General features: G+C 77.1%; 2 protein-coding genes. Both read left to right on the forward strand.

The genetic code is table 11. The annotated features are described in order from the left end of the window. A partial coding sequence (locus GBN72_RS35270) for a non-ribosomal peptide synthetase (RefSeq protein ID WP_246212503.1) occupies positions 1-4558 on the forward strand: 4558 nt, incomplete at its 5' end. A 14-nt stretch (positions 4559-4572) separates the two neighbouring features. After that, positions 4573-24747 (forward strand): non-ribosomal peptide synthase/polyketide synthase, encoded by a 20175-nt coding sequence (locus GBN72_RS15145; protein ID WP_151772315.1) that lies wholly within the window; start codon positions 4573-4575, stop codon positions 24745-24747. Positions 24748-24866: the final 119 nt, after the last annotated feature.

The following is a 24866-nucleotide window of genomic DNA, read 5'->3' on the forward strand; positions in this document are numbered from 1 at the left end:
GCCCGCCGCGGCCACCCTCGCCGAACAGGGCGCCGTGACCGGCGACGTGCCACTCACCCCCGTCCAGCACTGGCTCCTCGACACCCTCACCGGCGATCCCGCCCACTTCACCCAGTCGGTCTCCCACCACGTCGACCCCGGCACCGACCCCGACCTGCTCCGGGCGGCGCTCGCGGCGGTCACCGACCACCACGACGCGCTGCGCATGCGCTACGAGCCGGACGGCGCCCAGGGCACACGCCAGTGGGCCGCCGAGCCGGGCGCCGCACCGCACCTGGAGGTGCACGACGCGCCGCACCGGACCGTCGCCGCCGCCCTGGCCCGCGGCTTCGACCTGCGCACCGGCCCGCCGCTGCGCGCCGCGCTGTGCCGCCCCGCCGACGGAGGGCGGCCGGTGCTGCTCCTGGCCGCCCACCACCTGGTGGTGGACTCGGTGTCCTGGCGGGTGATCCTGGAGGACCTGGACGCCGCCTACCGCGCGCTGCGCGCCGGGGATCCGGTGGACCTCGGCCCGAAGACCACGTCGTTCCGCGCCTGGGCGACGCGCCTGGCGGCGCACACCGCCGCCGGCGGCTTCGACGCCGAACTGCCGTACTGGCTGGACGTCGAGGAGACCGAGCTGCCCACCGACCTCGACGGCGCCGACACGGCCGCCCACGAGGAGAGCGTGACCGCCGTCCTGGACGACGAGGACACCCGCCGCCTGCTCCAGGAGGTCCCCGAGGCGTACCGCACCCGCGTCAACGACGTGCTGCTGTGCGCCCTGGGCCGGGTCCTCGCGCGCTGGACGGGACGCGACCGGGTGACGGTGGCCCTGGAGGGCCACGGCCGCGAGGACCTCTTCGACGGGACCGACCTCTCCCGCACCGTCGGATGGTTCACCGCGATGTACCCCGTCACCCTGGACGTGCCGCGCTCGGCGGACACCGGGGCCGTACTGAAGTCGGTCAAGGAGAACCTGCGGGCCGTCCCGCACGGCGGCCTCGGCCACGGCGCCCTGCGGTACCTCCGCCCGGACGGCGGCGACACCGCCGCCGAACTGCCCGGACTCCCGCAGATCTCCTTCAACTACCTGGGCCGGCAGGACTGGCACACCGCCCCGGGCGGCCTGCTGCACGCCCCCTGCGACGGCCTGTCCGGCGGCATGGACCCCGGCGCGCGGCGCCCGCACCTCATCGACGTGCTCGGCCGGGTCACCGACAAACGGCTGGAGTTCACCTGGTCGTACTCCCGGGAGATCCACCACCGGGAGACCGTGGCCCGCCTCGCCGCCGAGACGGTGGACGAACTGCGCGCGATCGTCCGGCACTGCGCCACCCCCGGCGCCGGCGGCCGCACCCCGTCGGACTTCCCGCTGGCCCGCCTCGACCAGGCCGCCGTGGACCGCCTCGCCGGCACCGGCCGCGACGTCACCGACGTCTACCCGCTCACCCCCACCCAGGCCGGCATGGTCGTCCACGCCCTGGACGAACCCGGGCAGGGCCTGTACGTCGAACAGATCACCTTCGTCATGGACGGCGTGCGCGATCCGCGGACACTCGCCGCCGCCTGGCAGCACGTCGTCGACCGCACGCCCGTGCTGCGCACCGCCGTCGTCCTGAGCGACGTGCCGGAGCCCCTCCAGGTGGTGCGCCGCGCCGCCCGGCTGCCCGTCACCGAGGACGACTGGTCCGCACTGCCCCCGGCGCGGCGGGACGAACGGCTCACCCGGCTGCTGGCCGAGGACCGGGCCCGCGGCATGGCCCTGGACCGGCCGCCGCTGCTGCGCGTCACCCTGATCCGGCTGGGCCCGGACCAGGTGCGCGTGGTGTGGACCTTCCACCACCTGCTGCTCGACGGCTGGAGCGTCTTCCACGTGCTCGGCGACGTCCTGGCGGCCCACGCGGCGCTCGCCCGGGGCGAGGAACCCCGGCTGCCGGAACGACGGCCGTTCGCGGACTACGCGGCCTGGCTCGCCGCGCGGGGCACCGAGGGCGCCGACGACCACTGGCGCGCCGTCCTCGGCGACCTCACCGCGCCCACCCCGCTGCCCTACGACACCCGGCCCGCGCAGGGCGCCACGGCCCGCTCGGACACCTGGCTGTCGCACCGGCTCGACGCCGGGGAGACCACCCGGCTCCGGGAGTTCGCCCGCCGCCACCACCTCACCCTCAACACTGTCGTCCAGGGAGCCTGGGCCCTGCTGCTGTCCCGCCTCGGCGACACGCCGGACGTCTGCTTCGGCACCACCGTCTCCGGACGCCCGGCGGACCTGCCCGGCGCGGACACCATCACCGGCCTGTTCATCACCACCCTGCCCGCCCGGGTCACCGTCGACGGGCAGGCCCGCTGCGTGCCGTGGCTGCGGGAGACCCAGCGGGCACGGGCCGAGGACCGGCGCTTCGAGCACCTGCCGCTGACCCGGCTGCGGGCGCTGAGCGGACTGCCCGAGGGCATGCCGCTCTTCGACAGCCTCATCGTCCTCGAGAACTACCCGGTGGCCGACACCACGGCCGGCTCCCAGGGCGTCCGGGTGCACGAGCTGGACGCCCGCGAGGCCACCAACTACCCGCTCACCGTGGTGGTGTCCCCCGGCGAGCGGCTCACCGTCGAACTCGGCCACGACCCCCGGTACTTCGGGGAGACCACCGCCCGCTCGCTGGCCGCCCGGCTGCTGCACACCCTGCGGGGCCTCGCCGCCGCCGACGAGGACACCCGGCTCGACGACCTCGACGTGCTGCCCCCGGAGGAACGCGGACGCCTGCTCGCCGGACCGGCGCGCCCGGGCCCGGGCCCGGAGCCGGTGACCGCCGCGCCGCTGGCCGCGCTGATCGAGACGGCCGTGGACCGGTGGCCCGACGCCCCCGCCCTCACCGCACCCGGCCTGGAACTGACCTTCGCGGAGATCGAGGAACGGGCCAACCGCCTGGCGCACCGGCTCATCGCCCGCGGCGCCGCGCCCGGCACGCTCGTCGGGCTCCTGCTGCCCCGCTCCGCGGAGATGGTGATCGCCCAGTTCGCGGTGGCCAAGACCGGCGCCGCCTTCCTGCCGGTCGACCCCGGCCACCCCGAGGAGCGCATCGCCCTGGTGCTGCGCGACGCGGCGCCCGCCGTCGTCCTCGACGCCGAGGAGACCGGCGCCCTCCTCGCGGCGCCGCCCGGCGGCGCACCGGCGCACCGGCCCACCGACGCCGACCGCGCACGCCCCCTGGACCTCGACGACCCGGCGTACGTCATCCACACCTCCGGGTCCACCGGCACCCCCAAGGGCGTCGTGGTCACCCACCGCGGCCTGGCCGCCTTCTCCGCCGCCGAGGCCGCCCACTACCGGGTCCGCGCCGGCGACCGGGTGCTGGCGTTCTCGACGCCCAGCTTCGACGCGTCGGTGCTGGAGCTGTGCATGTCCCTGCCGCACGGCGCCCGCCTGGTCGTGCCGGCCCCCGGACCGCTGCTCGGCGCACAGCTCGCCCAGGTGCTGCGCGAGGAACGCATCACCCACACGCTGCTGCCGCCGGCCGCGCTCGCCACCGTGCCCCCGGACGTCCCCGGCACCCTGCCGGACCTCAGGACCCTGGTGGTCGGCGCCGACGCGTGCCGCGCCGAACTGGCCGCCCGGTGGGCGCCGCACCACCGGATGATCAACTCCTACGGGCCGACCGAGGCCACCGTGGTCGCCACCTGGTCCGCTCCGCTGGAGCCCGACGGCACCGCCCCGCCCATCGGCCGCCGCCTGCCCGGCACCCGCGCCTACGTCCTGGACGCACGGCTGCGGCCGGTCCCCGCCGGGACGGCCGGCGAACTCTGGCTGGCCGGGGACGCGCTGGCCCGCGGCTACCTCGGCCGGCCCGGCCTGACCGCGGCCCGGTTCACCGCCGACCCGTTCGGCCCGCCCGGCAGCCGCATGTACCGCACCGGCGACCTGGTACGCAGCGACGCCCACGGCGAACTGCACCACCTGGGCCGCACCGACCACCAGCTGAAGCTGCGCGGCCACCGCATCGAGGCCGGCGAGGTCGAGGCCGCCCTGGTGCGTCATCCCGCCGTCCTGGACGCCGTGGTGGGCGTCCGGGAGGACGAGCCGGGGCTGCCCCGGCTGGTCGCCCACGTCCTCACCGCGCCCGGCCAGGCCGCGCCCACCGCGTCCGCCCTGCGGGCACACACCGCCCGCACCCTGCCCGGCCCCATGGTGCCCTCGGCGATCGTGGTGATGGACCGCTTCCCGCTGACCGGGAACGGCAAGACCGACCGGGCCGCGCTGCCCGCCCCCGGGCCGCGGGCCGAGGCGACGGCCGGACGCGTCGCCCCGCGCACCCCGACCGAGGAGGCGCTCGCCGCCCTCTGGGAGGAGGTCCTGGGCACACCGGTCGGCGCCGAGGACGACTTCTTCCTGCTCGGCGGCGACTCCCTGCGCGCCCTGCGGATCGTCTCCCGCGCCAACGACGCCTTCGGCGTCACGCTCACGCCCCGCGACGTCCTGGTCTCCCGCACCGTCGCCGCGCTGGCGGAGCTGGTCGAGGAGCAGGTGCTCAGCGAACTCGAGGCCGCCGCCCGTGGCGCCGGCGAATCCTACGAACGGTGAAGGACCCGACCCCGATGACGTCTTCGAAGCGAAACCGCGCCGAGGCCCTGCCCGAGGACCTCAGGGAGGCCCTGCGCCGCCGGCTGGCCGGCCGCGCCGCCACGCCCGCGACCACCGCCCGGCAGGACATCCCGCACGCCGACCGCACCCGCCCGCTGCCGCTGTCCTTCGCCCAGCGACGCCTGTGGTTCCTGGACCGCCTGCGCCCCGGCGACGCCCGCTACAACAGCGCCGTCGCCCTCAGGCTCACCGGCCCGCTCGACCACGGCGCCCTGAGCCGCGCCCTCGACCTGGTGGTGGCCCGTCACGAGGCGCTGCGCACCACCTTCGACGAGGGCGAGGACGGCCACCCCGCGCAGCGGGTCCACGCACCCGCCCCCGTCCCGCTGCCGGTACGCGAGGTCACCCCCGCCGGGACCGAGGCCGCGCTGCGCGCCGAGTACGCCCGCCCCTTCGACCTGCGCACCGGCCCCCTGCTGCGCGCGCTGCTGCTCCGCGAGACGGCCGGCGCGCACGTCCTGCTGCTGACGGCCCACCACATCGTCACCGACGGCTGGTCGACGGGCGTCGTCCTGGAGGAACTCTGCGCCGCCTACGACGCCCTGGCCCACGGCGAGCCGGTGGACCTGCCGCCGGTGGCCACCCAGTACCCGGACTTCGCGGTGTGGCAGCGCGAACAGCTCTCCGGGGACCGGCCGGACCGCGAGGCGGCCCGCCGGGCGGACAGACTGCGCGGGGCCGTGCCGCCCGCCCTGCCCCTGGACCGCCCGCGCCGCGGCGAGGAGTCCGGCGCGGGCGCCGTGCACTCCTTCACGGTCCCCGCCGACGTCACCGCACGGCTGCGCGCCCTCGCCGCCGAGCAGCACACCACCCTCTTCACCGCCCTGACCGCCGCCTGCCAGGCGCTGCTGGCCCGCTGGTCCGGGCAGGACGACGTCACCGTGGGCTCCCTCACCCCGGGCCGCCCGCGCACCGACCTGGAACGGGCCGTCGGCTTCTTCGTCTCCACCGTCGTCCTGCGCACCCCCGTGGAGACCGCCGGCTCCTTCCGCGACCTGCTGGCGGTGGCCGCCGACACCGTCAACGACGCCTTCGCGCACGGCGACATCCCCTTCGAGCGGCTCGTGGAAGCCGTCGGCGCGCCCCGTGAGGCGGGCCGCAACCCGCTGTTCGACGTGATGGTCCTGCTGCACCCGGCCCCGCCCACGGCCCCCGCGCTCCGCGGCCTCACCACCACACCCGTCGCGGTGCCCCGGCAGGCCGCGACGTTCGACCTCAGCATCGAGTTCGTGCCCGAGGGTGAGGCGCTGACCGGCCTGCTGGAGTACCGCACCGACCTGTTCGACGCGGACACCGCCCGCCGGACGGCCGACCAGCTCGGGCGGCTGCTCGCGGGCGCCGCCGCCGAACCCGACCGCCCCCTGGGCACCCTCCCGCTGCTCTCCGCGGCCGAGGAACGCCAGGTCACCCGGGACTGGAATGACACCGCCCGACCCGTCCCCGCCACGCTCCTGCCCCGCCTCCTCGAGGAGCGGGCGGCCCGCACCCCGCACGCCACCGCCCTCGTCGCCGGCGGCGAACGCCTCGACCACGCCACCCTCGACGCCCGCGCCGAACGGCTCGCGGACCACCTCGCCGCCCGGGGCGCCGGACCCGAGCGGCTGGTCGCCCTGCGCCTGCCGCGCACCGCCGACATGATCGTGGCGATCCTCGCCGTGTGGAAGACGGGCGCCGGCTACCTCCCCATCGACCCCGCCCTGCCCGAGGAGCGCATCCGGTACCTCCTCGACGACGCCCGCCCCGCCCTCGTCCTGGACGAGGCGGCGGTGCGCGCCGCCCTGGACGGCCCGGCCCTGCCCGCCGGCCCCCGGCCGCGCGCCCCCCTCGACCCCGAACACCCCGCCTACGTCATCCACACCTCCGGCTCCACCGGCCGCCCCAAGGGCGTCGCCGTGACCCACCGCTCGGTGGCGAACCTGCTCGCCGCGCACCGCGAGGGCTTCGTCGCGGAGGCCGGCGGCGGACCGCTGAACGTGGCGCTCACCGCGTCGTTCTCCTTCGACACCTCCTTGGAGGGCGTGCTGCTGATGGCCGACGGCCACCCGCTGCACCTCGTCGACGAGACCACCCGCCTGGACCCGGCCGCCCTGGTGGAGTACGTCGTCGAGCACCGCGTCGACTTCCTGGACGTGACGCCCTCCTACCTGCGCCAGCTGCTGCCCGCCGGGCTGCTCACCGACGCCCGGCACCGCCCGCGGGTGCTGATGGTCGGCGGCGAGGCCATCGGCGCCGGCCTGTGGCGCGAGCTCGCCGCGCGGCGCGACGTCGCCGCGTACAACTTCTACGGCCCCACCGAGTGCACCGTCGACGCCCTCTCCTGCCGGATCGAGGGCGACGGCCGCCCCTTGGTGGGCCGCCCGCTGCCCAACGTGCGGGCCTACGTCCTCGACGACCGGCTGCGCCCCGTGCCGCCCGGCGTCGGCGGCGAACTGTACCTGGCGGGCGAGCAGGTGGCGCGTGGCTACGCCGGCCGCCCCGGCCTGACCGCGGCGCGCTTCCTCCCCGACCCGTTCGGTCCGCCCGGCGGCCGCATGTACCGCACCGGCGACCTGGCCCGCTGGACCGCCGACGGCCGCCTGGACCACCTCGGCCGCGCCGACGACCAGGTGAAGGTGCGCGGCCACCGCATCGAGCCCGGCGAGATCGAGGCGGCCCTGCTCGACCTGCCGGAGCTGACCGCCGCCGCGGTCGTCGCCGCCGCCGACGCGCACGGCCACACACGGCTCGCCGCCTACGTGGTCCCCGCCGCCTCCGCCGCCGCCCCCGCCGGGTCCGCGCTGCGCGACGCCCTGAGCCGGGTCCTGCCCGGGCACATGGTCCCCTCGTCGTTCACCGTCCTCGACGCGCTGCCGCTCACCACCAGCGGCAAGCTGGACAGGCGCGCCCTGCCCGCACCCGACCCCGGCGCCGGCCGCGAGCGGGAGCACGTCGCCCCGCGCACCCCCGCCGAGGAGACCCTGGCCGGGATCTGGGCCGAGGTGCTGGGCATCGCCCGGGTGGGCGTCACCGACAACTTCTTCGAACTGGGCGGCGACTCCATCCTCGGCATCCAGACCGTCGCCCGCGCCCGCGCCGCCGGCCTGCGCGTGTCCTCGCAGGACGTCTTCCGCCACCAGACCGTCGCCGACCTCGCCGCCGCCGCGGCCGGGCGCGCACCGGCCGCCCCCGCGCCGCGCGCCCCCCGGCCGGCCGGTCCGGCGCCGCTGACCCCCGTCCAGGAGTGGTTCCTCGCCGCCCACGGCCCGCTGCGCCACTTCAGCATGTCGGTCCTCCTCGACCTGCCGCACGACCTCGACGAGAGCGCCCTGGAGGCGGCGGTGGAGGCGGTGGCCGCACGCCACCCTGCGCTGCGCACCCGCTTCACCCGCGACAACGGCGCCTGGCGCCAGCACCCCGGGGAAGGCCCGGCCACCGGACTGCTCACCCGCCACGACCTGTCCGCCGCGCCCGACCCGGAGGCCGCCCGCGAGGAGGCCGCCGACGCCGCCCGCGCCGCCCTCGACCCCGCGACCGGCGCCCTCTTCCGCGCCGCCCTGCTGCTGCCCGCCGTCGCGGGGGAGCGCCCGCAGCTGTTCCTGACCGCCCATCACCTGGCCGTCGACGGCGTCTCCTGGCGCGTGCTGCTCGCCGCCGTCGAGCGTGCCTACCGCCAGGCGGCCGACGGCGGGCCCGTCCGCCTGGAACCGGAGGCCACGCCCTTCGCGACCTGGGCCGCGCACCTCGCCGAGCGGGTGCGGGCCGGAGACCTGGACGCCGACCTGCCCCACTGGCTGGACGAGGCCGCCGAGCCGCGCACCCCGCTGCCCGTGGACCGGACCGGCCGTCCGCGGGCCGCGTCGGTGCGCACCGTCCGCGCGCGGGTGGACCGCGACACCACCGAGGCGCTGCTGCGCCGGGTGCCCGGCGTCTACCGCACCCAGGTCAACGACGTCCTGCTCGCCGCGCTGGGCCGGGTCCTCGCCGACTGGGCCGGCGCCGAGCGCGTCACCGTCGCCCTGGAGGGCCACGGCCGCGAGGAGGCCGGGGAGGACCTGGACCTCTCCGGCACGGTGGGCTGGTTCACCTCCCTGTACCCGGTCACCCTCACCCCGGCCGGACCGGCCGGCGCGCCCGACTGGGGCGCCACGCTGAAGGCGGTGAAGGAGCGGCTGCGCGCCGTGCCCCGGCGCGGCCTCGGACACCAGGCACTGGCCCACCTCGGCTCGCCCGCCCCCGCGACCCACGTCCTGCGCGACTCCCCGCTGCCGCAGGTGTCGTTCACCTACCACGGCCGGTGGGAGACGCCCCGCTCGGGCGACTTCGCCCAGGCCGGGCAGGCCCCGGGCCGGGAGATCGCGGCCGACGAGCCGCTGGACCACCTCCTCGACGTCTCCGCCGCCGTCACCGACGGCACCCTGGAGATCACCTGGCACCACAGCGACGAGGTCCACGACGAGCGGACCGTGCGACGGCTGGCGGACGGCATGACCGCCGCGCTGGCCGCGATCGCCGAGCACTGCGCCCGCCCGGACGCCGGCGGCCGCACCCCGTCCGACTTCCCCCTGGCCCGCCTCGACCAGGCCGGCGTGGACCGGCTGGCCGGTGACGGACGCGCGGTGGAGGACATCCTGCCGCTGACCCCGCTCCAGGAGGGCATGCTCTTCCACCGTCTGGTCGGCGGCCCCGACGACGTGTACGTCGACCAGGCGTCCCTGCTGCTGCGCGGCGTCGCCGACCCGCGGGCCTTCGCCCTCGCCTGGCAGCGGGTCACCGACCGCACGCCGGCGCTGCGCACCTCGGTGGTGTGGGAGGACGTGCCCGTCCCGTTGCAGATCGTGCACCGGCACGTCACCGTGCCCGTCACCCACCTGGACTGGCGGCGCGGCGACCCCGGCGAACGCGCCGAGCGGCTGAGGAGGCTGGGCGAGGAGGACCTGGCCCGCGGCATCGACCTCACCGCCGCGCCGCTGATGCGGCTCACCCTCGTGCGCCTGCCCGACGCCGAGCTGCGCCTGCTGTGGACCTCCCACCACCTGATCCTGGACGGCTGGAGCCTGGCCCAGGTGCTCACCGAGGTGTGCGAGGAGTACGCCGCACTCGTGTCGGGCGGCGAGAGCCGGCCGCCGGTCCGCCGCCCCTTCGCCGACCACGTCCGCCTGCTCGCGGAACAGGACACCGAGGCCGCCCGCGACCACTGGCGCGAAGCCCTCGCCGGCTTCGCCGCGCCGACGCCGCTCCCCGCCGACCGACCGCAGGACCGCACCCACCAGGCCCGGTCGGCGGCCGTGCACACCACCGAGCTGGGCGACGCCGACTCCGAACGCCTCGTCCGCGCCGCCAGGGAGAACGGACTGACCCTGAGCACCGTCGTGCAGGGCGCCTGGGCGCTGCTGCTCGCCCGCCACGCCGCCCAGGACGACGTGGTGTTCGGCACCACCGTCTCCGGCCGCCCCGACGACCTGCCCGGCGCCGAGTCGATGATCGGCATGTTCATCAACACCCTGCCCACCCGGGTCCGGGTGGACCCCCGCCGGCCGGCCGCCGACTGGCTGCGCGACCTCCAGCGGGAGCAGGCCGAGGCCCGCCGGCACGCCGCGGTGTCCCTGGCCGAGCTGACCTCGCTCAGCGACGTGCCGCCGGGCAGCCCGCTGTTCCACAGCATGGTCGCCTTCGAGAACTACCCGTTCGACGAGGCCCGTACGGCCGTCTCCGGCGTGCGCCTGGCCGAGGTGACCTCCCGCGACGCCACCAACTACCCGCTGGTGCTGCGCGCCTTCCAGGGCGGGCGGATCGGCTTCGACCTGGCCTACGACCCCGGCCTGTTCGACGCCGGGACGGTCCGGGCGCTGGCCGGCCGGCTCCGTCTGCTGCTGACGGGCTTCGCCGACGCGCCCGGCCGCCCGCTGCGCGCACTGCCCTGGACGACACCCGAGGAGCGGCGGCGCCTGCTCGCCGGGGCGGGCGGCACCGTCCACGGCCGCCCCGCCGAGACCCTGGTCGACCTCTTCGAGGCGCAGGCCGCCCGCACGCCCGCCGCCCCCGCCGTCACCTGGCGGGGCGAACACCTGGACTACGCGGGCCTCGACGCCCGGGCGGGCCGCCTCGCCCACCGCCTCGCCGAGGCCGGAGCCCGCCCGGAGCGCTACGTCGCGCTCGCCCTGCCCCGCGGCGTCGACCAGGTCGTGGCGATCCTCGCCGTGCTGAAGACCGGCGCCGCCTACCTTCCGGTCGACCCGCGGGTGCCCGACGAGCGGCTGGCCGCCGTCCTGGACGACGCGCGGCCGGTCGTGCTGGTGACCACCGCCCAGGACGCGCCGCGGGCCCGGGGCGCCGACGTGCCCGTCCTGGCGCTGGACGACCCGGCGGTCGCCGCGGACCTCGCCGCCCGGCCGGCCACCGGCCCCGGCGACCCGTCCCTGCGGCCGCTGCCGGAACACCCCGCGTACGCCATCCACACCTCCGGCTCCACCGGCCGCCCCAAGGGCGTGGTCGTGCCGCACGCCAACGTGGTCCGCCTCTTCACCCGGACCGCGCACTGGTTCGGCTTCGACGAGCACGACGTGTGGACGCTGTTCCACTCCTACGCCTTCGACTTCTCCGTGTGGGAGCTGTGGGGCGCGCTGCTGCACGGCGGCCGGCTCGTCGTCGTCCCCGACGACGTCGCCCGCTCGCCGGAGGACTTCCTCCGGCTCCTCGCCGACGAGCGGGTCACCGTCCTCAACCAGACGCCGTCCGCGTTCCACCCGCTGATCCGCGCCGACGCCGAGCACCCGGAGACCGGTGACCGGCTGGCCCTGCGGACGGTGGTCTTCGGCGGCGAGGCGCTCGACGTGGCGCCGCTCGCCCGCTGGTACGACCGGCACCCGCACGACGCGCCGCGCCTGGTGAACATGTACGGCATCACCGAGACCACCGTGCACGTCACCTACGCCCCGCTCGACGGCACGCTCGACCTCACGCGGCCGACCGGAGCCGCCGGCCTCATCGGCACGGGCATCGAGGACCTGCGGGTGTACGTCCTCGACGACGCCTTGGCGCCGGTGCCGCCGGGCGCGACCGGGGAGATGTACGTGGCGGGGGAGGGGCTGGCCCGCGGCTACCTGGGCCGTCCCGGGCTGACCGCGAGCCGCTTCCCCGCCGACCCGTACGGGGCGCCCGGCACCCGCATGTACCGCACCGGCGACCGGGCCCGCCGGCGGGCCGACGGCACCCTGGAGTACCTGGGCCGTGCCGACCAGCAGGTCAAGATCCGCGGCTACCGCATCGAGCCGGGCGAGATCGAGGCGGCGCTGCACACCCACCCGGGGATCGGCGCCGCCGCCGTCGAGGTCCACCAGGACGCCTCCGGCACCCGGCGGCTCGTCGCCTACGTCGTGCCCGCCGGCGGCACGGGCGGCGGGGCCGGCGCGGGCGAGGACCCGGGCGACGCGACGACCGGTGCCGCGACGGGCGGGACCCCGCCGTCCGCCGCCGAGCTCCGCGCCCACCTCGAGCGGTCCCTGCCGTCCTACATGGTGCCCGCGGCCTACGTGCCGCTGACCGCGCTGCCGCTGACCGTCAACGGCAAGCTCGACCGGCGCGCCCTGCCCGCCCCCGGCCCCGACGGCTTCGCCGCCCGCGGCGACCGCGTCGCGCCCCGCACCCATGCCGAACGCCTCGTCGCTGCCGCCTGGGCGGACGTCCTGGACGTCGCGGAGATCGGTGCCGAGGACGACTTCTTCGCCCTCGGCGGGGACTCCCTGCTCGCCGTGCGCGCCACCGCGCGGCTGCGCGCGGCCTTCGGCACGGACGTCTCCCCCCGCCTGCTGTTCACCCACCCCACGCCCGCCGCGCTGGCGGCGGCACTCGGCGACCCGGCCGACGGCCCACCCGACCTCATCCCGGCCGTCCGCCCCGACGGCCCCGCACCGCTGTCGTACGCCCAGCAACGCCTGTGGTTCCTCGACCGGTTCGAACCGGGGGCCACCGAGTACACGACGCTGTCCGTGCTGCGGATGCGCGGCCCGCTCGACGAGAGGGCCCTGCGCGCCGCCCTGGACGGCCTGGTCGCCCGGCACGAGGCGCTGCGCACCACCTTCGCCGAACGGGACGGCTCAGCCCGGCAGGTGGTGCGCCCGCCGTTCCCCGTCGGCCTGCCGGCCGACGACCTGACCGGCATGGGCGAGCAGGCCCTCGACGCGCTGCTGGCCGCCGAGGCAGCCACCCCCTTCGACCTCGAGGCAGGCCCGCTGCTGCGGGCCCGCCTCGCCCGCCTGGCCGCCGACGACCACGTGCTGGTCCTCGCCCTGCACCACATCGTCACCGACGGCTGGTCCGTCGCCGTCCTCGGCCGCGACCTGAGCGAGCTGTACACGGCGGCACACCGCGACCGCCCCCCGAACCTGCCCGAACTGCCCCTGCGCTACCGCGACTTCGCCGCCTGGCAGCGCGCCCGGACCGACCGGGCCGAGCAGGACCTCGCCCACTGGCGGAGGGTCCTGGACGGGCTGACCCCGCTGGAGCCGCCCACCGACCGGCCCCGGCCCGCCGTCCGCACCCGCGAAGGCGCCCTCCTCACCTTCGAGCTGCCGGCCGCGCTCACCGGCCGCCTGCGCGAGACGGCCCGCACCGCGGACGCCACCCTCTACATGGCGCTGCTGACCGCCTGCCAGATCCTGCTGGCCCGCTGGACGGAACAGGAGGACGTGGCCGTCGGCACCGTCACCGCGGGGCGTGAGCGGCCCGAACTCCACGACCTGGTCGGCATGTTCGTCAACACGCTGGTGCTGCGCGCCCGGGTGCGGCCCGAGCTGTCGTTCCGGCGGCTGCTCGAGCAGGCCCGCGAGACGGTGCTGGAGGCGTTCGCCCACCAGGAGGTGCCCTTCGAGCAGCTGGTCGACGCCCTCCAGCCGGAACGCGACACCAGCCGCACCCCGCTGTTCCAGGTCATGGTCGCCCTGCACAACCTGGGCGCCAGGGCCCCGGAACTGCCCGGCCTGGACGTCGAACCGGTGACGCCGCCCGTCCGGCACGCCACCTTCGACCTGGCCTTCGACTTCGTCGAGCACGACGACGGCGTCACCTGCCACCTGGAGTACAGCACCGGCCTGTTCGACGAGGTCACCGCCCGCCGCCTCGCCGGCCGGCTCCGGCTGCTCCTCGAGGCCGCCGTCGCGGACCCGGAGCGGCCCGCCGGCGAACTGCCGCTGCTCACCGAGGCCGAGCGGCGCCAGGTCCGGCACGCGTGGCAGGGCGCCTCCCGCCCGGAACCGGACACCACCTTCACCGCCCTGTTCGAGGCCCAGGCAGCCCGCACCCCGCACGCCACCGCCCTGGTGACCCGCGACGCCACCTGGGACTTCGCCGCCCTCAACACCCGCGCCAACCGGCTCGCCCACCACCTCGCCGGACTCGGGGCGGGCCCGGAGGACGTGGTCGCCGTCCGGCTGCCGCGCACCGGCGACCTGCTGGTCGCGCTGCTCGCCGTGCTCAAGGCGGGCGCCGCCGTGCAGTTCCTCGACCCCGGCCTGCCCGCCGCACGCGTCACCGCCCTGCTGGCGGACACCGGCGCGCGCACCGTGCTGACCCCGGACGCCCTGCGAGCCGTGCCCTGGGACCGGCTGCCCGCGCACGACCCCGCCGACGCCGACCGGCGCCGGCCGCTCGACCCCCGGCACACCGCCTACGTCGTCCACACCTCCGGCTCCACCGGCCGGCCCAAGGGCGTCGCCGTCGAACACCGCCAGCTGGTCAACCTCTGCCGCGACCACCGCGACAACCTGCTCGCCCCGCACACCGGCGGCGGCCGCCGGCTGCGCGCCGCGCTCAGCGCCTCGTTCTCCTTCGACACCTCCTGGGAAGGCCCGCTGCTGCTCGCCCTCGGCCACGAGGTCCACCTGATCGACGAGGACACCCGCCTGGACCCGGACGCCTTCCGCGCCCGGATCGACGAGCACCGCCTGGACCTCGTCAACGTCACGCCGACCTTCCTGCGCGAACTGCTCGCCGCCGGCCTCCTCGCCCCCGGGCGGCACCGTCCGGAGCTGCTCCTGGTCGGCGGCGAGGCCGTCGACGGCGCCACCTGGCGCGAGTTGTGCGCGGCGGCCGGACTCGGGGTCTCGGCGTACAACATGTACGGACCGACCGAGACCACCGTCGACGCGGTCTACGGCCGCTGCGCCGACAGCCCCGCCCGGCCGGTCATCGGCCGCCCCGGCCACAACCTGCGCGCCCACGTCCTCGACGGAGCCCTGCGGCCGGTGCCGCCCGGCGTGCCCGGCGAGCTGTACCTGTCCGGACCGCAGGTCGCCCGCGGATACGTGGGCCGGCCCGGCGCGACCGCCTCCCGCTTCCTGCCCGACCCGTTCACCCCGGCGCCGGGGGAGCGGATGTACCGCACCGGGGACCGTGTCCGGTGGGACGCCCACGGGCGGCTGGAGTTCCTCGGCCGGGCGGACGAGCAGGTCAAGATCCGCGGGTTCCGCGTCGAGCCCGGCGAGGTCGAGGCCGCGCTCCTCGCCCACCCGGACGTCGCCGACGCGGCCGTCGCGGCCCGCGAGCACGCGGGCCGCACCACGCTCGTCGCCTACCTGGTGGCCGCCGACGGCCGGAGCCCGTCCGCCGACGAACTGCGGGTGCGGCTGCGGCGCACGCTGCCGGACCACATGGTGCCCACCGCGTTCGTGCCGCTCGAGCGCATCCCGCGCACCGCCGGCGGCAAGACCGACCGGCGCGCGCTGCCCGCACCCCCCGCGCAGCCCGACGGCGGCACCCCGTGGGTGGCGCCCCGCCCCGGCACCGAGGAGCGCCTGGCGGCGATCTGGAAGGACGTCCTCGGCGTCGAACGGGTCGGCGCCCGGGACGACTTCTTCTCCCTGGGCGGGGACTCCATCCTCAGCATCCAGATCGTCTCCCGCGCCCGCCGGGCCGGCCTGGCGCTGACCACCAAGGACGTCTTCCGCCACCGGACGGTCGCCGAACTCGCCCTGCGCGTCACCGACTCCGGCGCTCCTGCGGCCACCGCCGAGGCGCCCGCCGAGGCGCCGCTCACCCCCATCCAGCACTGGTACCTCGACGGCCGCCGGCCCGGCGACCCGCTGCGCTTCACCATGACCCAGCGCCTGCGCCTCGCCCCCGGCACCGACCCCGAGGCGCTGCGCCGGGCGGTCGAGGCGCTCGTGCGCCACCACCCCGCCCTGCGCACCCGGTTCCGGCAGACACCGGCCGGCCCGCGCCAGGAGGTCCTGCCCGAGGCCCCGCACCAGGTGTTCACCCACCACGCCGCCCCGTCCGGGGAGGCGGAGGTCCGGCGCCTGGTGGACGCGGCGCAATCCGCCCTGGACCCGGCCGAGGGGCGGGTCGTACGGGCCCTGCTCCTCGACGGGGACCCCCAGCAACTCGTCCTCACCGTCCACCACCTGGCGGTCGACGGCGTCTCCTGGCGCATCCTGCTCGCCGACCTGGAGAACGCCCACCGCGCCGCCGCGGCCGGACGGCCCGTCGAACTCCCCCCGGTGGCGACCGCGTACACCACCTGGGCCACCCGGCTGGAGGAACACACGCGCGCCGGAGCGTTCGACGCCGACCTCGCGTACTGGACGGCGACCGGCACCGCTGCGACCGGCACCGATGCGGCCGCCCTGCCGCCCGGCCGGATCGGCCCCAACACCCACGGCGCCGCCGCCACCGTCACCGTCGCCCTGGAACGCGAGGAGACCGACGCGCTGCTGCGCCGGGTCCCCGACGCCTACCGCACCCAGGTCAACGACGTGCTGCTGAGCGCCCTGGGCCGCACCCTGGCCCGCTGGTGCGGACGCGACACCGTCCTGATCGGCGTCGAGGGACACGGCCGCGAGGACCTGTTCGACGACGTGGACCTGTCGCGCACCGTCGGCTGGTTCACCGCCGAGTTCCCGCTCGCGCTCGCCGTCGACCCCGCGGCCGGCTGGCACGACACGCTCCGCTCGGTCAAGGAACAACTGCGCGCCGTGCCACGGCGCGGGCTGAGCCACGGGGCGCTGCGCCACCTGGCGCCCGGCGGCCCGCTCGCCGGCGCCCTGCGGCCGCAGGTCGGGTTCAACTACCACGGGCGGTGGGACGCGGGCGGGACGGCCGGCGACGGACTGCTGCGGGGCGCGCTGCCCCCGGCGGGCCGGGACACCGACCCGGACGAGGAACGCCCCTACCTGCTGGACGTCACCGGCGTCGTCCAGGACGGCCGGCTCGAGCTCGGCTGGACCTACCCGCCCGCCGTCCACGACGAGGCCCTCGTACGCCGTCTCGCCGAGGAGACCCTGACCGCGCTGCGGGAGATCGCCGCGCACTGCGCCCGCCCGGACGCCGGCGGCCGCACCCCCTCCGACTTCCCGCTCGCGGGCCTCGGCCAGGAACAGCTGGACCGCCTCGTCGGCGACGGCCGCGACGTCGACGACGTGCTGCCGCTGACCCCGCTCCAGGCCGGCATGCTCTTCCACGGGCTGGTCGACACCGCGGACGCCTACGCCGACCGCGTCGCCGTACGGCTGTCCGGCGTCGCGGACCCGCACGCCTTCGCCGAGGCGTGGCAGCGGCTGACCGACCGCACCCCCGCCCTGCGCACCAGCGTCCACTGGAAGGGCCTGCCGCACCCGGTCCAGGTCGTCCACCGCGCCGTCGACCTGCCCGTCACCCACCTCGACCTGCGCGGGATGACGGAACGGGAGCGGAGCGAGGCGACCGGACGGCTCCTCGACGACGACCGCGCGGCCGGCCTGGACGTCACCCGCGCCCCGCTCACCCGCCTCACCCTGGCCGCCCTGCCCGGCGACGAGGTGCTGCTGGTGTGGTCCACCCACCACATCGCCCTGGACGGCTGGAGCACCGGGCAGCTGCTCACCGAGGTGTGCGAGCTGTACGCCTCCCGCACCGGCGGCCGGGCCGCCGCGCCCCCGGCCCGCAGGCCCTTCGCGGAGTACCTGCGCTGGCTGGCCGAGCGGGAGGAGAGCGACGCCGCCGCGGCCGAACGGCACTGGGCGGGCGTCCTCGCCGGCTTCACCGGGCGCACCCCGCTGCCCTACGACCGCGTCCCCGCCGAGGCGCACCGCGCCCGCTCCGCCGCCACCGTCCGCCACACGCTGGACGAGCCGGCCTCCCGCCGGCTGCGGGAGGCGGCGGCGCGCGCCGGGCTCACCGTCAACACCGTCGTCCAGGGCGCCTGGGCGCTGCTGCTGGCACGCACCGGCGGACGACACGACGTGGTGTTCGGCACTACCGTCTCCGGACGTCCGGCCGAACTGCCCGGCGTCGAGACGATGATCGGCATGTTCATCAACACCGTGCCCACCCGGGTGCGGGTGCCGTCCGGCAGCGTGCGGGACTGGCTGCGCGGCGTGCAGGAGGAACAGACCGAGGCGCGCCGCCACGACTTCCTCGCCCTGCCCCGCATCCAGGCCGCCGGCCCGCTCCCGTCCGGCGAGCCGCTGTTCGACAGCATGGTGGTCTTCGAGAACTACCCCGTCGACGAGACCGCCGCCGCCCGCACCGGCGTGGGCGTCGAGGAGGTGCGCGCCGACGACGCCACCACCTTCCCGCTGTGCCTGCGCGCCCACCTCGGCGACCGGCTGGGCCTCGATGTGGCCTACGACTCCGCGCTGTTCGACGCCCCGACCGTGGAAGACGCCGCGGCCCGGCTGACCGTCCTGGTCACCGCGCTCACCGACGCCCTCGACGGCGAGGCCCGGGACGGCGGTGTCACGGTGGACGACCTGGACCTGCTGACCGCAGAGGACCGGCGGACGCTGGCCCGGTGGAACACCACCGCCCGCCGCGCCGCGCCGGACAGCCCCGTCGGCCTCTTCGCCGCGCAGGCCCGCCGCACCCCCGACGCGGTCGCGGTCCACGACGGCGACCGCGAGGTCACCTACCGCCTCCTCGACGCCTGGTCCGACCGGCTGGCCGCCGGCCTCCTCCGGGACGGCGTGGGTCCGGAGGACCGCGTCGCCCTCCTCATGGAACGCGGCGCCGAACTCGTCGTCGCCCAGCTCGCGGTCCTCAAGGCGGGCGGCGCCTACGTCCCGGTGGACGCCCGCGCCCCCGAGGAGCGGCGCCGGACGCTGCTGGCGCAGGCGGGCGCGGCGGCGCGGCTCACCGCCCAGGACGTCACCGCGTGCGCCGCCGACGACCCGGCCGGAACCCCGGCCGCGCCCTTCCCGCCCGCCGACCCCGACCGCCTCGCCTACGTCATGTTCACCTCCGGCTCCACCGGCCGGCCCAAGGCGGTCGCCGTGCGGCACCGGGACGTGGCGTCGCTCGCCACCGACAGCCGGTTCGGCGACGGCGTGTGCGCACGGGTGCTGCTGCACTCGCCGGTGGCCTTCGACGCGGCGACCTTCGAGGTCTGGGCCCCCCTGCTGTCCGGCGGGACGGTGGTCGTCGCCCCCGGCGACACCGTCGACGCGACGCTGCTGCGACGCCTGGCCGGGAAGGAGGGCGACGGCGGCCTGACCGCCCTGTGGCTGACGGCAGGCCTGTTCCGCCTGCTCGCCCAGGACGCCCCGGACTGCTTCGCGGGACTGCGCCAGGTGTGGACCGGCGGCGACGTGGTCCCTGCGGCCGCCGTGCGCCGGGTGCTGACCGCCTGCCCCGGCCTGACCGTCGTCGACGGCTACGGCCCCACCGAGACCACCACCTTCGCCACCTCCCACGCCCTCGCCGACGCCGCCTCCGTGCCCGGCACCGTGCCGATCGGCCGTCCGCTGGACGACCGGCGCGCGCACGTCCTGGACAGCAGGCTGCGCCCCGTCCCGCCGGGCTGCGCCGGCGAGCTGTACGTCGCGGGGGAGGGGGTGGCCCGCGGCTACCTCGGCCGCCCCGGCGAGACCGCCGCGCGCTTCGTCGCGGACCCCTGCGGCCCGCCCGGCACCCGCGCGTACCGCACCGGCGACCTCGCCCGGCGGCGCGCCGACGGCACCCTCGAGTTCCTCGGCCGCGCCGACGACCAGGTGAAGATCCGCGGCTTCCGCGTCGAGCCCGGCGAGGTCGAGGCCGCCCTCGCCGCCCACCCGGGCGTCGCGGACGTCGCGGTGGTGGCCCGCCAGGACGGCCCGGGATCCAGGCGGCTGGTCGCCTACGTCGTCGGCGAGGCCGGCCGGGACCCGCGAGCGCTGCTGGAGTTCGCCCGGCACACCCTGCCCGACTACCTCCTGCCCTCCGCGGTCGTCCCGCTCCCGGCACTCCCGCTCAGCGGCAACGGCAAGGTCGACCGGGCGGCGCTGCCGGCCCCGGCGGACGCCGACGGGCGACCGGACGACGCGTACGCCGAGCCCCGCACCGAGGCCGAGCACCGCACCGTGGAGGTCTTCGCCGAGGTGCTGGGCGGCGAGAGGCCCGGCGTGCGGGACGACTTCTTCCTGCTGGGTGGCGACTCCATCCTCAGCATCCGCCTGGCCTCACGCCTCGCGGAGACCTTCGGCGCCGACATCTCGCCGCGCGCCGTGTTCGACCACCCGACCCCGGCCGCGCTCGCCGCCCTGCTCACCGCGCCCGGCGCGGCACCGGCACGGCCCGCCCCGACCCCGGTGCCGCGCGACGGCACGACGCCGACGCCCATGTCCTACGCGCAGCAACGCCTGTGGTTCCTCGAGGAGTTCGCGCCCGGCGACGCCGCCTACGTCACCGCGCTCGCGCTGCGCCTGCGCGGCCGCCTGGACACCGGAGCCCTCACCCGGGCGCTGCGGTCCGTCGTCGCCCGCCACGAGTCGCTGCGCACCACCTTCGACTCGGCCGACGGCCACGGCGTGCAGATCGTGCACCCCCCGCAGGACGTCCCGCTGCCGCTGCACGACCTCTCCGGCCTGCCCGCACCCGACCGCGCGGCGCGGCTGGAGGAACTCCTCACGGACGAACGCACCCGCCCCTTCGACCTGCGCCAGGGGCCGCTGCTGCGCCCCGCGCTGGTGCGGCTGTCCGGCGACGAACACGTCCTGGCCCTCGTGACGCACCACATCGTCACCGACGGCTGGTCCACCGGGGTCCTCACCGGCGACCTGTTCCACCTCTACCGGGCCGAGACCGGCACCGCCACGGGCGAACTCCCCGCGCTGCCCGTGCAGTACGCCGACTACGCGCACTGGCAGCGCACCGTCGCCGACGCCGCCGCCGGAGAGCACCTCGGGTACTGGAAGGAGCGGCTGGCCGGCCTCGAACCGCTCGACCTGCCGACCGACCGGCCGCGCCCGCCGGTGCGCACCGCCGACGGCGCCACCACCCGCCTGGTGCTGCCGCCGGACACCGCCCGCCGGCTCACCCGGGCCGGACAGGAGCGCGGCGCCACCCTGTTCACCACCCTGGTCGCCGCCACCCAGGCCTACCTGGCCCGGCTGACCGGCGGCCAGGACATCGCCGTCGGCACCGTCACCTCCGGCCGCGACCTGCCCGAGACACAGAACCTGGTCGGCTTCTTCGTCAACACCCTGGTCCTGCGCTCCGAGGTGCGCCCCGAGCAGTCCTTCCCGGAGTTCCTCTCCGGCGTACGGCGGACCGTGCTCGACGCCTTCACCCACCAGGACGTGCCCTTCGAGCGGGTGGTGGACGAGGTGCGCCCGGAACGCGACACCAGCCGCACCCCCCTCTTCCAGGTGATGGTCGTCCTGCAGAACACCCCGTCCCCCGCGACCGGCCTGCCGGACCTGGAGGTCACCGACGCCGAGACCGAGCTGCGGCACGCGGCGTTCGACCTCACCTTTGAGTTCGCCGAGGGCGACGACGGCGCCCTGCACGGCCTGCTCACCTACAGCACCGGCCTGTTCGACGACGCCACCGCCCGGCGCATGGCCGCACAGCTCACCACGCTGCTGACCGCCCTCGCCGACGACCCGCACCGGCCGCTGGGCGCCCTGCCGCTCTCCACCGACGCGGAGCTCGAGGCCCTGCTCGCCGCCGGAAGCGGCACCGCCCGCCCGGTGCCCGAGGCCACGCTGCCCGAGCTGTTCGAACGGCAGGCGGCCCGCACCCCGGACGCCGTCGCCCTGGCCGAGGGCGGCCGGGAGTGGACCTACGCGGAGACCGACCGGGCCGCCAACCGGCTCGCCCACCGGCTCATCGGCCGCGGGGTCGGCCCCGAGACGGTGGTGGCCCTGCGGCTGCCCCGCGGCGCGGCCGCGGTGGTCGCCCAGCTCGCCGTCGCCAAGGCGGGCGGCGCCTTCGTCCCCGTCGACCCGGACCACCCCGAGGAGCGCCGCGCCTTCGTCCTCCGCGACGCCGGCGCCGCCCTGGTGCTGGACGACGCGGCCCGGGTGTGGGACGGCGACGGACCGGACACCGCCCCCACCGACGCGGACCGCCTCGCCCCGCTCTCCACCGCGCACCCCGCGTACGTCATCCACACCTCGGGCTCCACCGGCACCCCCAAGGGCGTCGTCGTCACCCACACCGGCCTGGCCGCGTTCGCCGCGGCCGCCGCCGAACGCTACGCGGCGGGCCCCGGCGACCGGATGCTGCAGTTCGCCTCGCCCAGCTTCGACGCCTCCGTCCTGGAACTGTGCGTCTCCCTGCTCACCGGCGCCACCCTGGTGACCGGGGAGGAGGGACCGCTGGTCGGCGAACGGCTGCTCGAGGTCCTCGCCGGGCGGCGCATCAGCCACACGCTGATCCCCCCGGCGGCCCTCGCCACCCTCCCCGGCACGGCCGCCGCCGGGCTCCCCGCGCTGCGCACCCTGATCGTCGGCGCCGAGGCATGCCCCGCCGACCTGGTCGAACGGTGGGCGCCCGGCCGCCGGATGATCAACTCCTACGGGCCCACCGAGGCCACCGTGGTGGCGACCTGGACCGGCCCGCTCGCCCCCGCCGCGGGAGCGCCGCCCATCGGCGGGCCGGCCGGCGCCACCCGCGTGCACGTCCTGGACGCCGCCCTGCGGCCCGTCCCGCCCGGCGTGCTGGGGGAGCTGTACATCGCGGGCCCGGGCCTGGCCCGCGGCTACCTGGGCCGGCCCGGCCTGACCGCGGCCCGCTTCCTGCCCGACCCGTCCGGAGCGCCCGGGGAACGGATGTACCGCACCGGCGACCTGGTGCGCAGGGACGCCGACGGACAGCTGCTGTTCGCCGGGCGCGCCGACCACCAGGTCAAACTCCGCGGCCACCGCATCGAGCCGGGCGAGATCGAAGCCGCCCTGCGGCGGAGCGGACGGGTGCGCGACGCGGTCGTCGTCGTCCGCGACGACGGGCCGACCGGCACCGCACGGCTGGTGGCCTACGTCGTCCCCACCGGTGCGGATGCCGGTGCCGGTACCCGTGCCGGTACTGACAGCGGTGCCGGTACCGCCACGGCCACCGGCGCGGGTCCCGCGGACACCGGCCCCACCGCGGGCGACCGCCGCCCCGCCGTGGAACCGGCCGCCCCGCACGACGAACCGGCCGCCCCGCACGACGAGTCGGCCGCCCTGCGCGAGGAGCTGGCCCGGCGTCTGCCGCCGTACATGGTGCCCTCGGTGTTCGTCCCGCTCGAGGCGCTGCCGCTCACCCCGAGCGGCAAACTGGACCGGCGCGCCCTTCCCGCACCCGCCCCGGCGCCGGTCTCCGGCGCGCCGCGCACCGCCCCCCGCACGGAGACGGAGCGGCGCGTCGCCCGCGTCTGGGCCGAGGTCCTCGGCGTGCCGGAGGTCGGCGCCGACGACAACTTCTTCCACCTGGGCGGCGATTCGATCCTCAGCATGCAGGTGGTGTCCCGTCTGCGCCGCGAGGGACTCCACCTCGCCACCCGCGACCTGTTCGCCCACCAGACCGTCGCCGGCCTGGCCGCCGTCGTCCGCACCGGGCCGCAGCGCACCGGGGACGGCCCGGTCAGCGGCGAGGTGCCGCTCACCCCCATCCAGGAGTGGTTCCTGACCACCCCGCGCGCCGCGCACCACCACTTCAACCAGTCCCTCCTCCTCGAACTCGAGGGCACACCCGACCCGGCGGCCCTGGAGACGGCCCTCGTCGCCCTGCTCCACCACCACGACGCGCTCCGCATGCGCTTCACCCGGGACACCGACGGCTGGCGCCAGTTCAACCCGCCGCCGGCCGAACGGCAGGACGTCCTGGTCCACCACCACCTGACGGGCCTGCCCCCGGAGCGCGTCCACGCCGTCATGGAGCGGGCCGCCGACGCACTCCACGCCGGCTTCGGCCTGGAGCAGGGGCCGCTGCTGGCCGCCGGGCTGTTCACCGCCGGCCCCGGCCGCCCCGCCTTCCTCCTGCTGGTCGCCCACCACCTCGTGGTGGACGCCGTGTCCTGGCGGATCCTGCGCGACGACCTGGAGACCGCCTACCACCAGGCGGTACGCGGCGAACCGGTCGACCTGGGGGAGCGCACCACCTCCTACCGCGACTGGGCCCGCGGGCTCGCACAGCACGTGGCGGGCGGCGGCCTGGACCACGAAGTCCCCCACTGGGAGGAGGCGGTGACCGCCGCCGAACCGCTGCCCGGCCGGGTGCTCCCCGACGCGGGCGCCTCCCGCACGCTCACCGTGGAACTCGACGAGGAGGACACCGAGGCCCTGCTGCGCTCCGCCCCCACCGCCTACCGCACCCGCGTCAACGACGTCCTGCTGGCCGCCCTCGCCCTCGCCCTGGCCCGGTGGACCGGCGGGAAGAGGGTCCGCCTGGACCTGGAGAGCCACGGCCGCGAGGACCTGCTCGACGGGGTGGACCTGTCGCGCACCGTCGGCTGGTTCACCACCGTCCACCCGGTCGCGCTGAGCGTCGACACACCCGACGACCTCTGCCCCGGCCGTGACTGGCGCGCCCTGGTGAAGTCCGTGCGCCGCCAGCTGCGCGCCGTACCGGGCAACGGCATCGGCTTCGGCGCCCTGCGCGCCTACGGCCCGCCCGAGGTGCGCGCGCGGCTCGGCGGCGAGGCGGCGCTCGGCCAGGTCGTCTTCAACTACCTCGGCCAGCTGGACGCCCGCCCGGCCGCGGACGCGGCCCAGGGCGCCGGGCTGATCCGCGCCCCGCACGGCAGCCTCGGCCAGGACCACGACCCCCGCGACGGAGGTTCCCACCTGCTCGAGGTGGGCGGCGCGGTGCGCCACGGCCGCCTCACCTTCACCTGGAACCACCGCCCCGCCGTCCACGACACGGAGACGGTCCGGCGCGTCGCCACGGACTTCGCCGAGGCACTGCGGCACATCGCGCGCCACGCCCGAGGGGGGAACTGAGGATGGGCGCCGCCAGGGCGCGCTGCCCGCCCCGGCACCGGGGCGCCACACGCCCGGCGCACGGCCGCGCGAGCGGCCCGGCGTGACGGCACGAACCAAGAGACAGAGAAGCAGAGAGA

Origin of the sequence: Streptomyces abyssomicinicus (genome assembly GCF_008974245.1) — a bacterium.
GTDB classification, from domain to species: domain Bacteria; phylum Actinomycetota; class Actinomycetes; order Streptomycetales; family Streptomycetaceae; genus Streptomyces; species Streptomyces abyssomicinicus.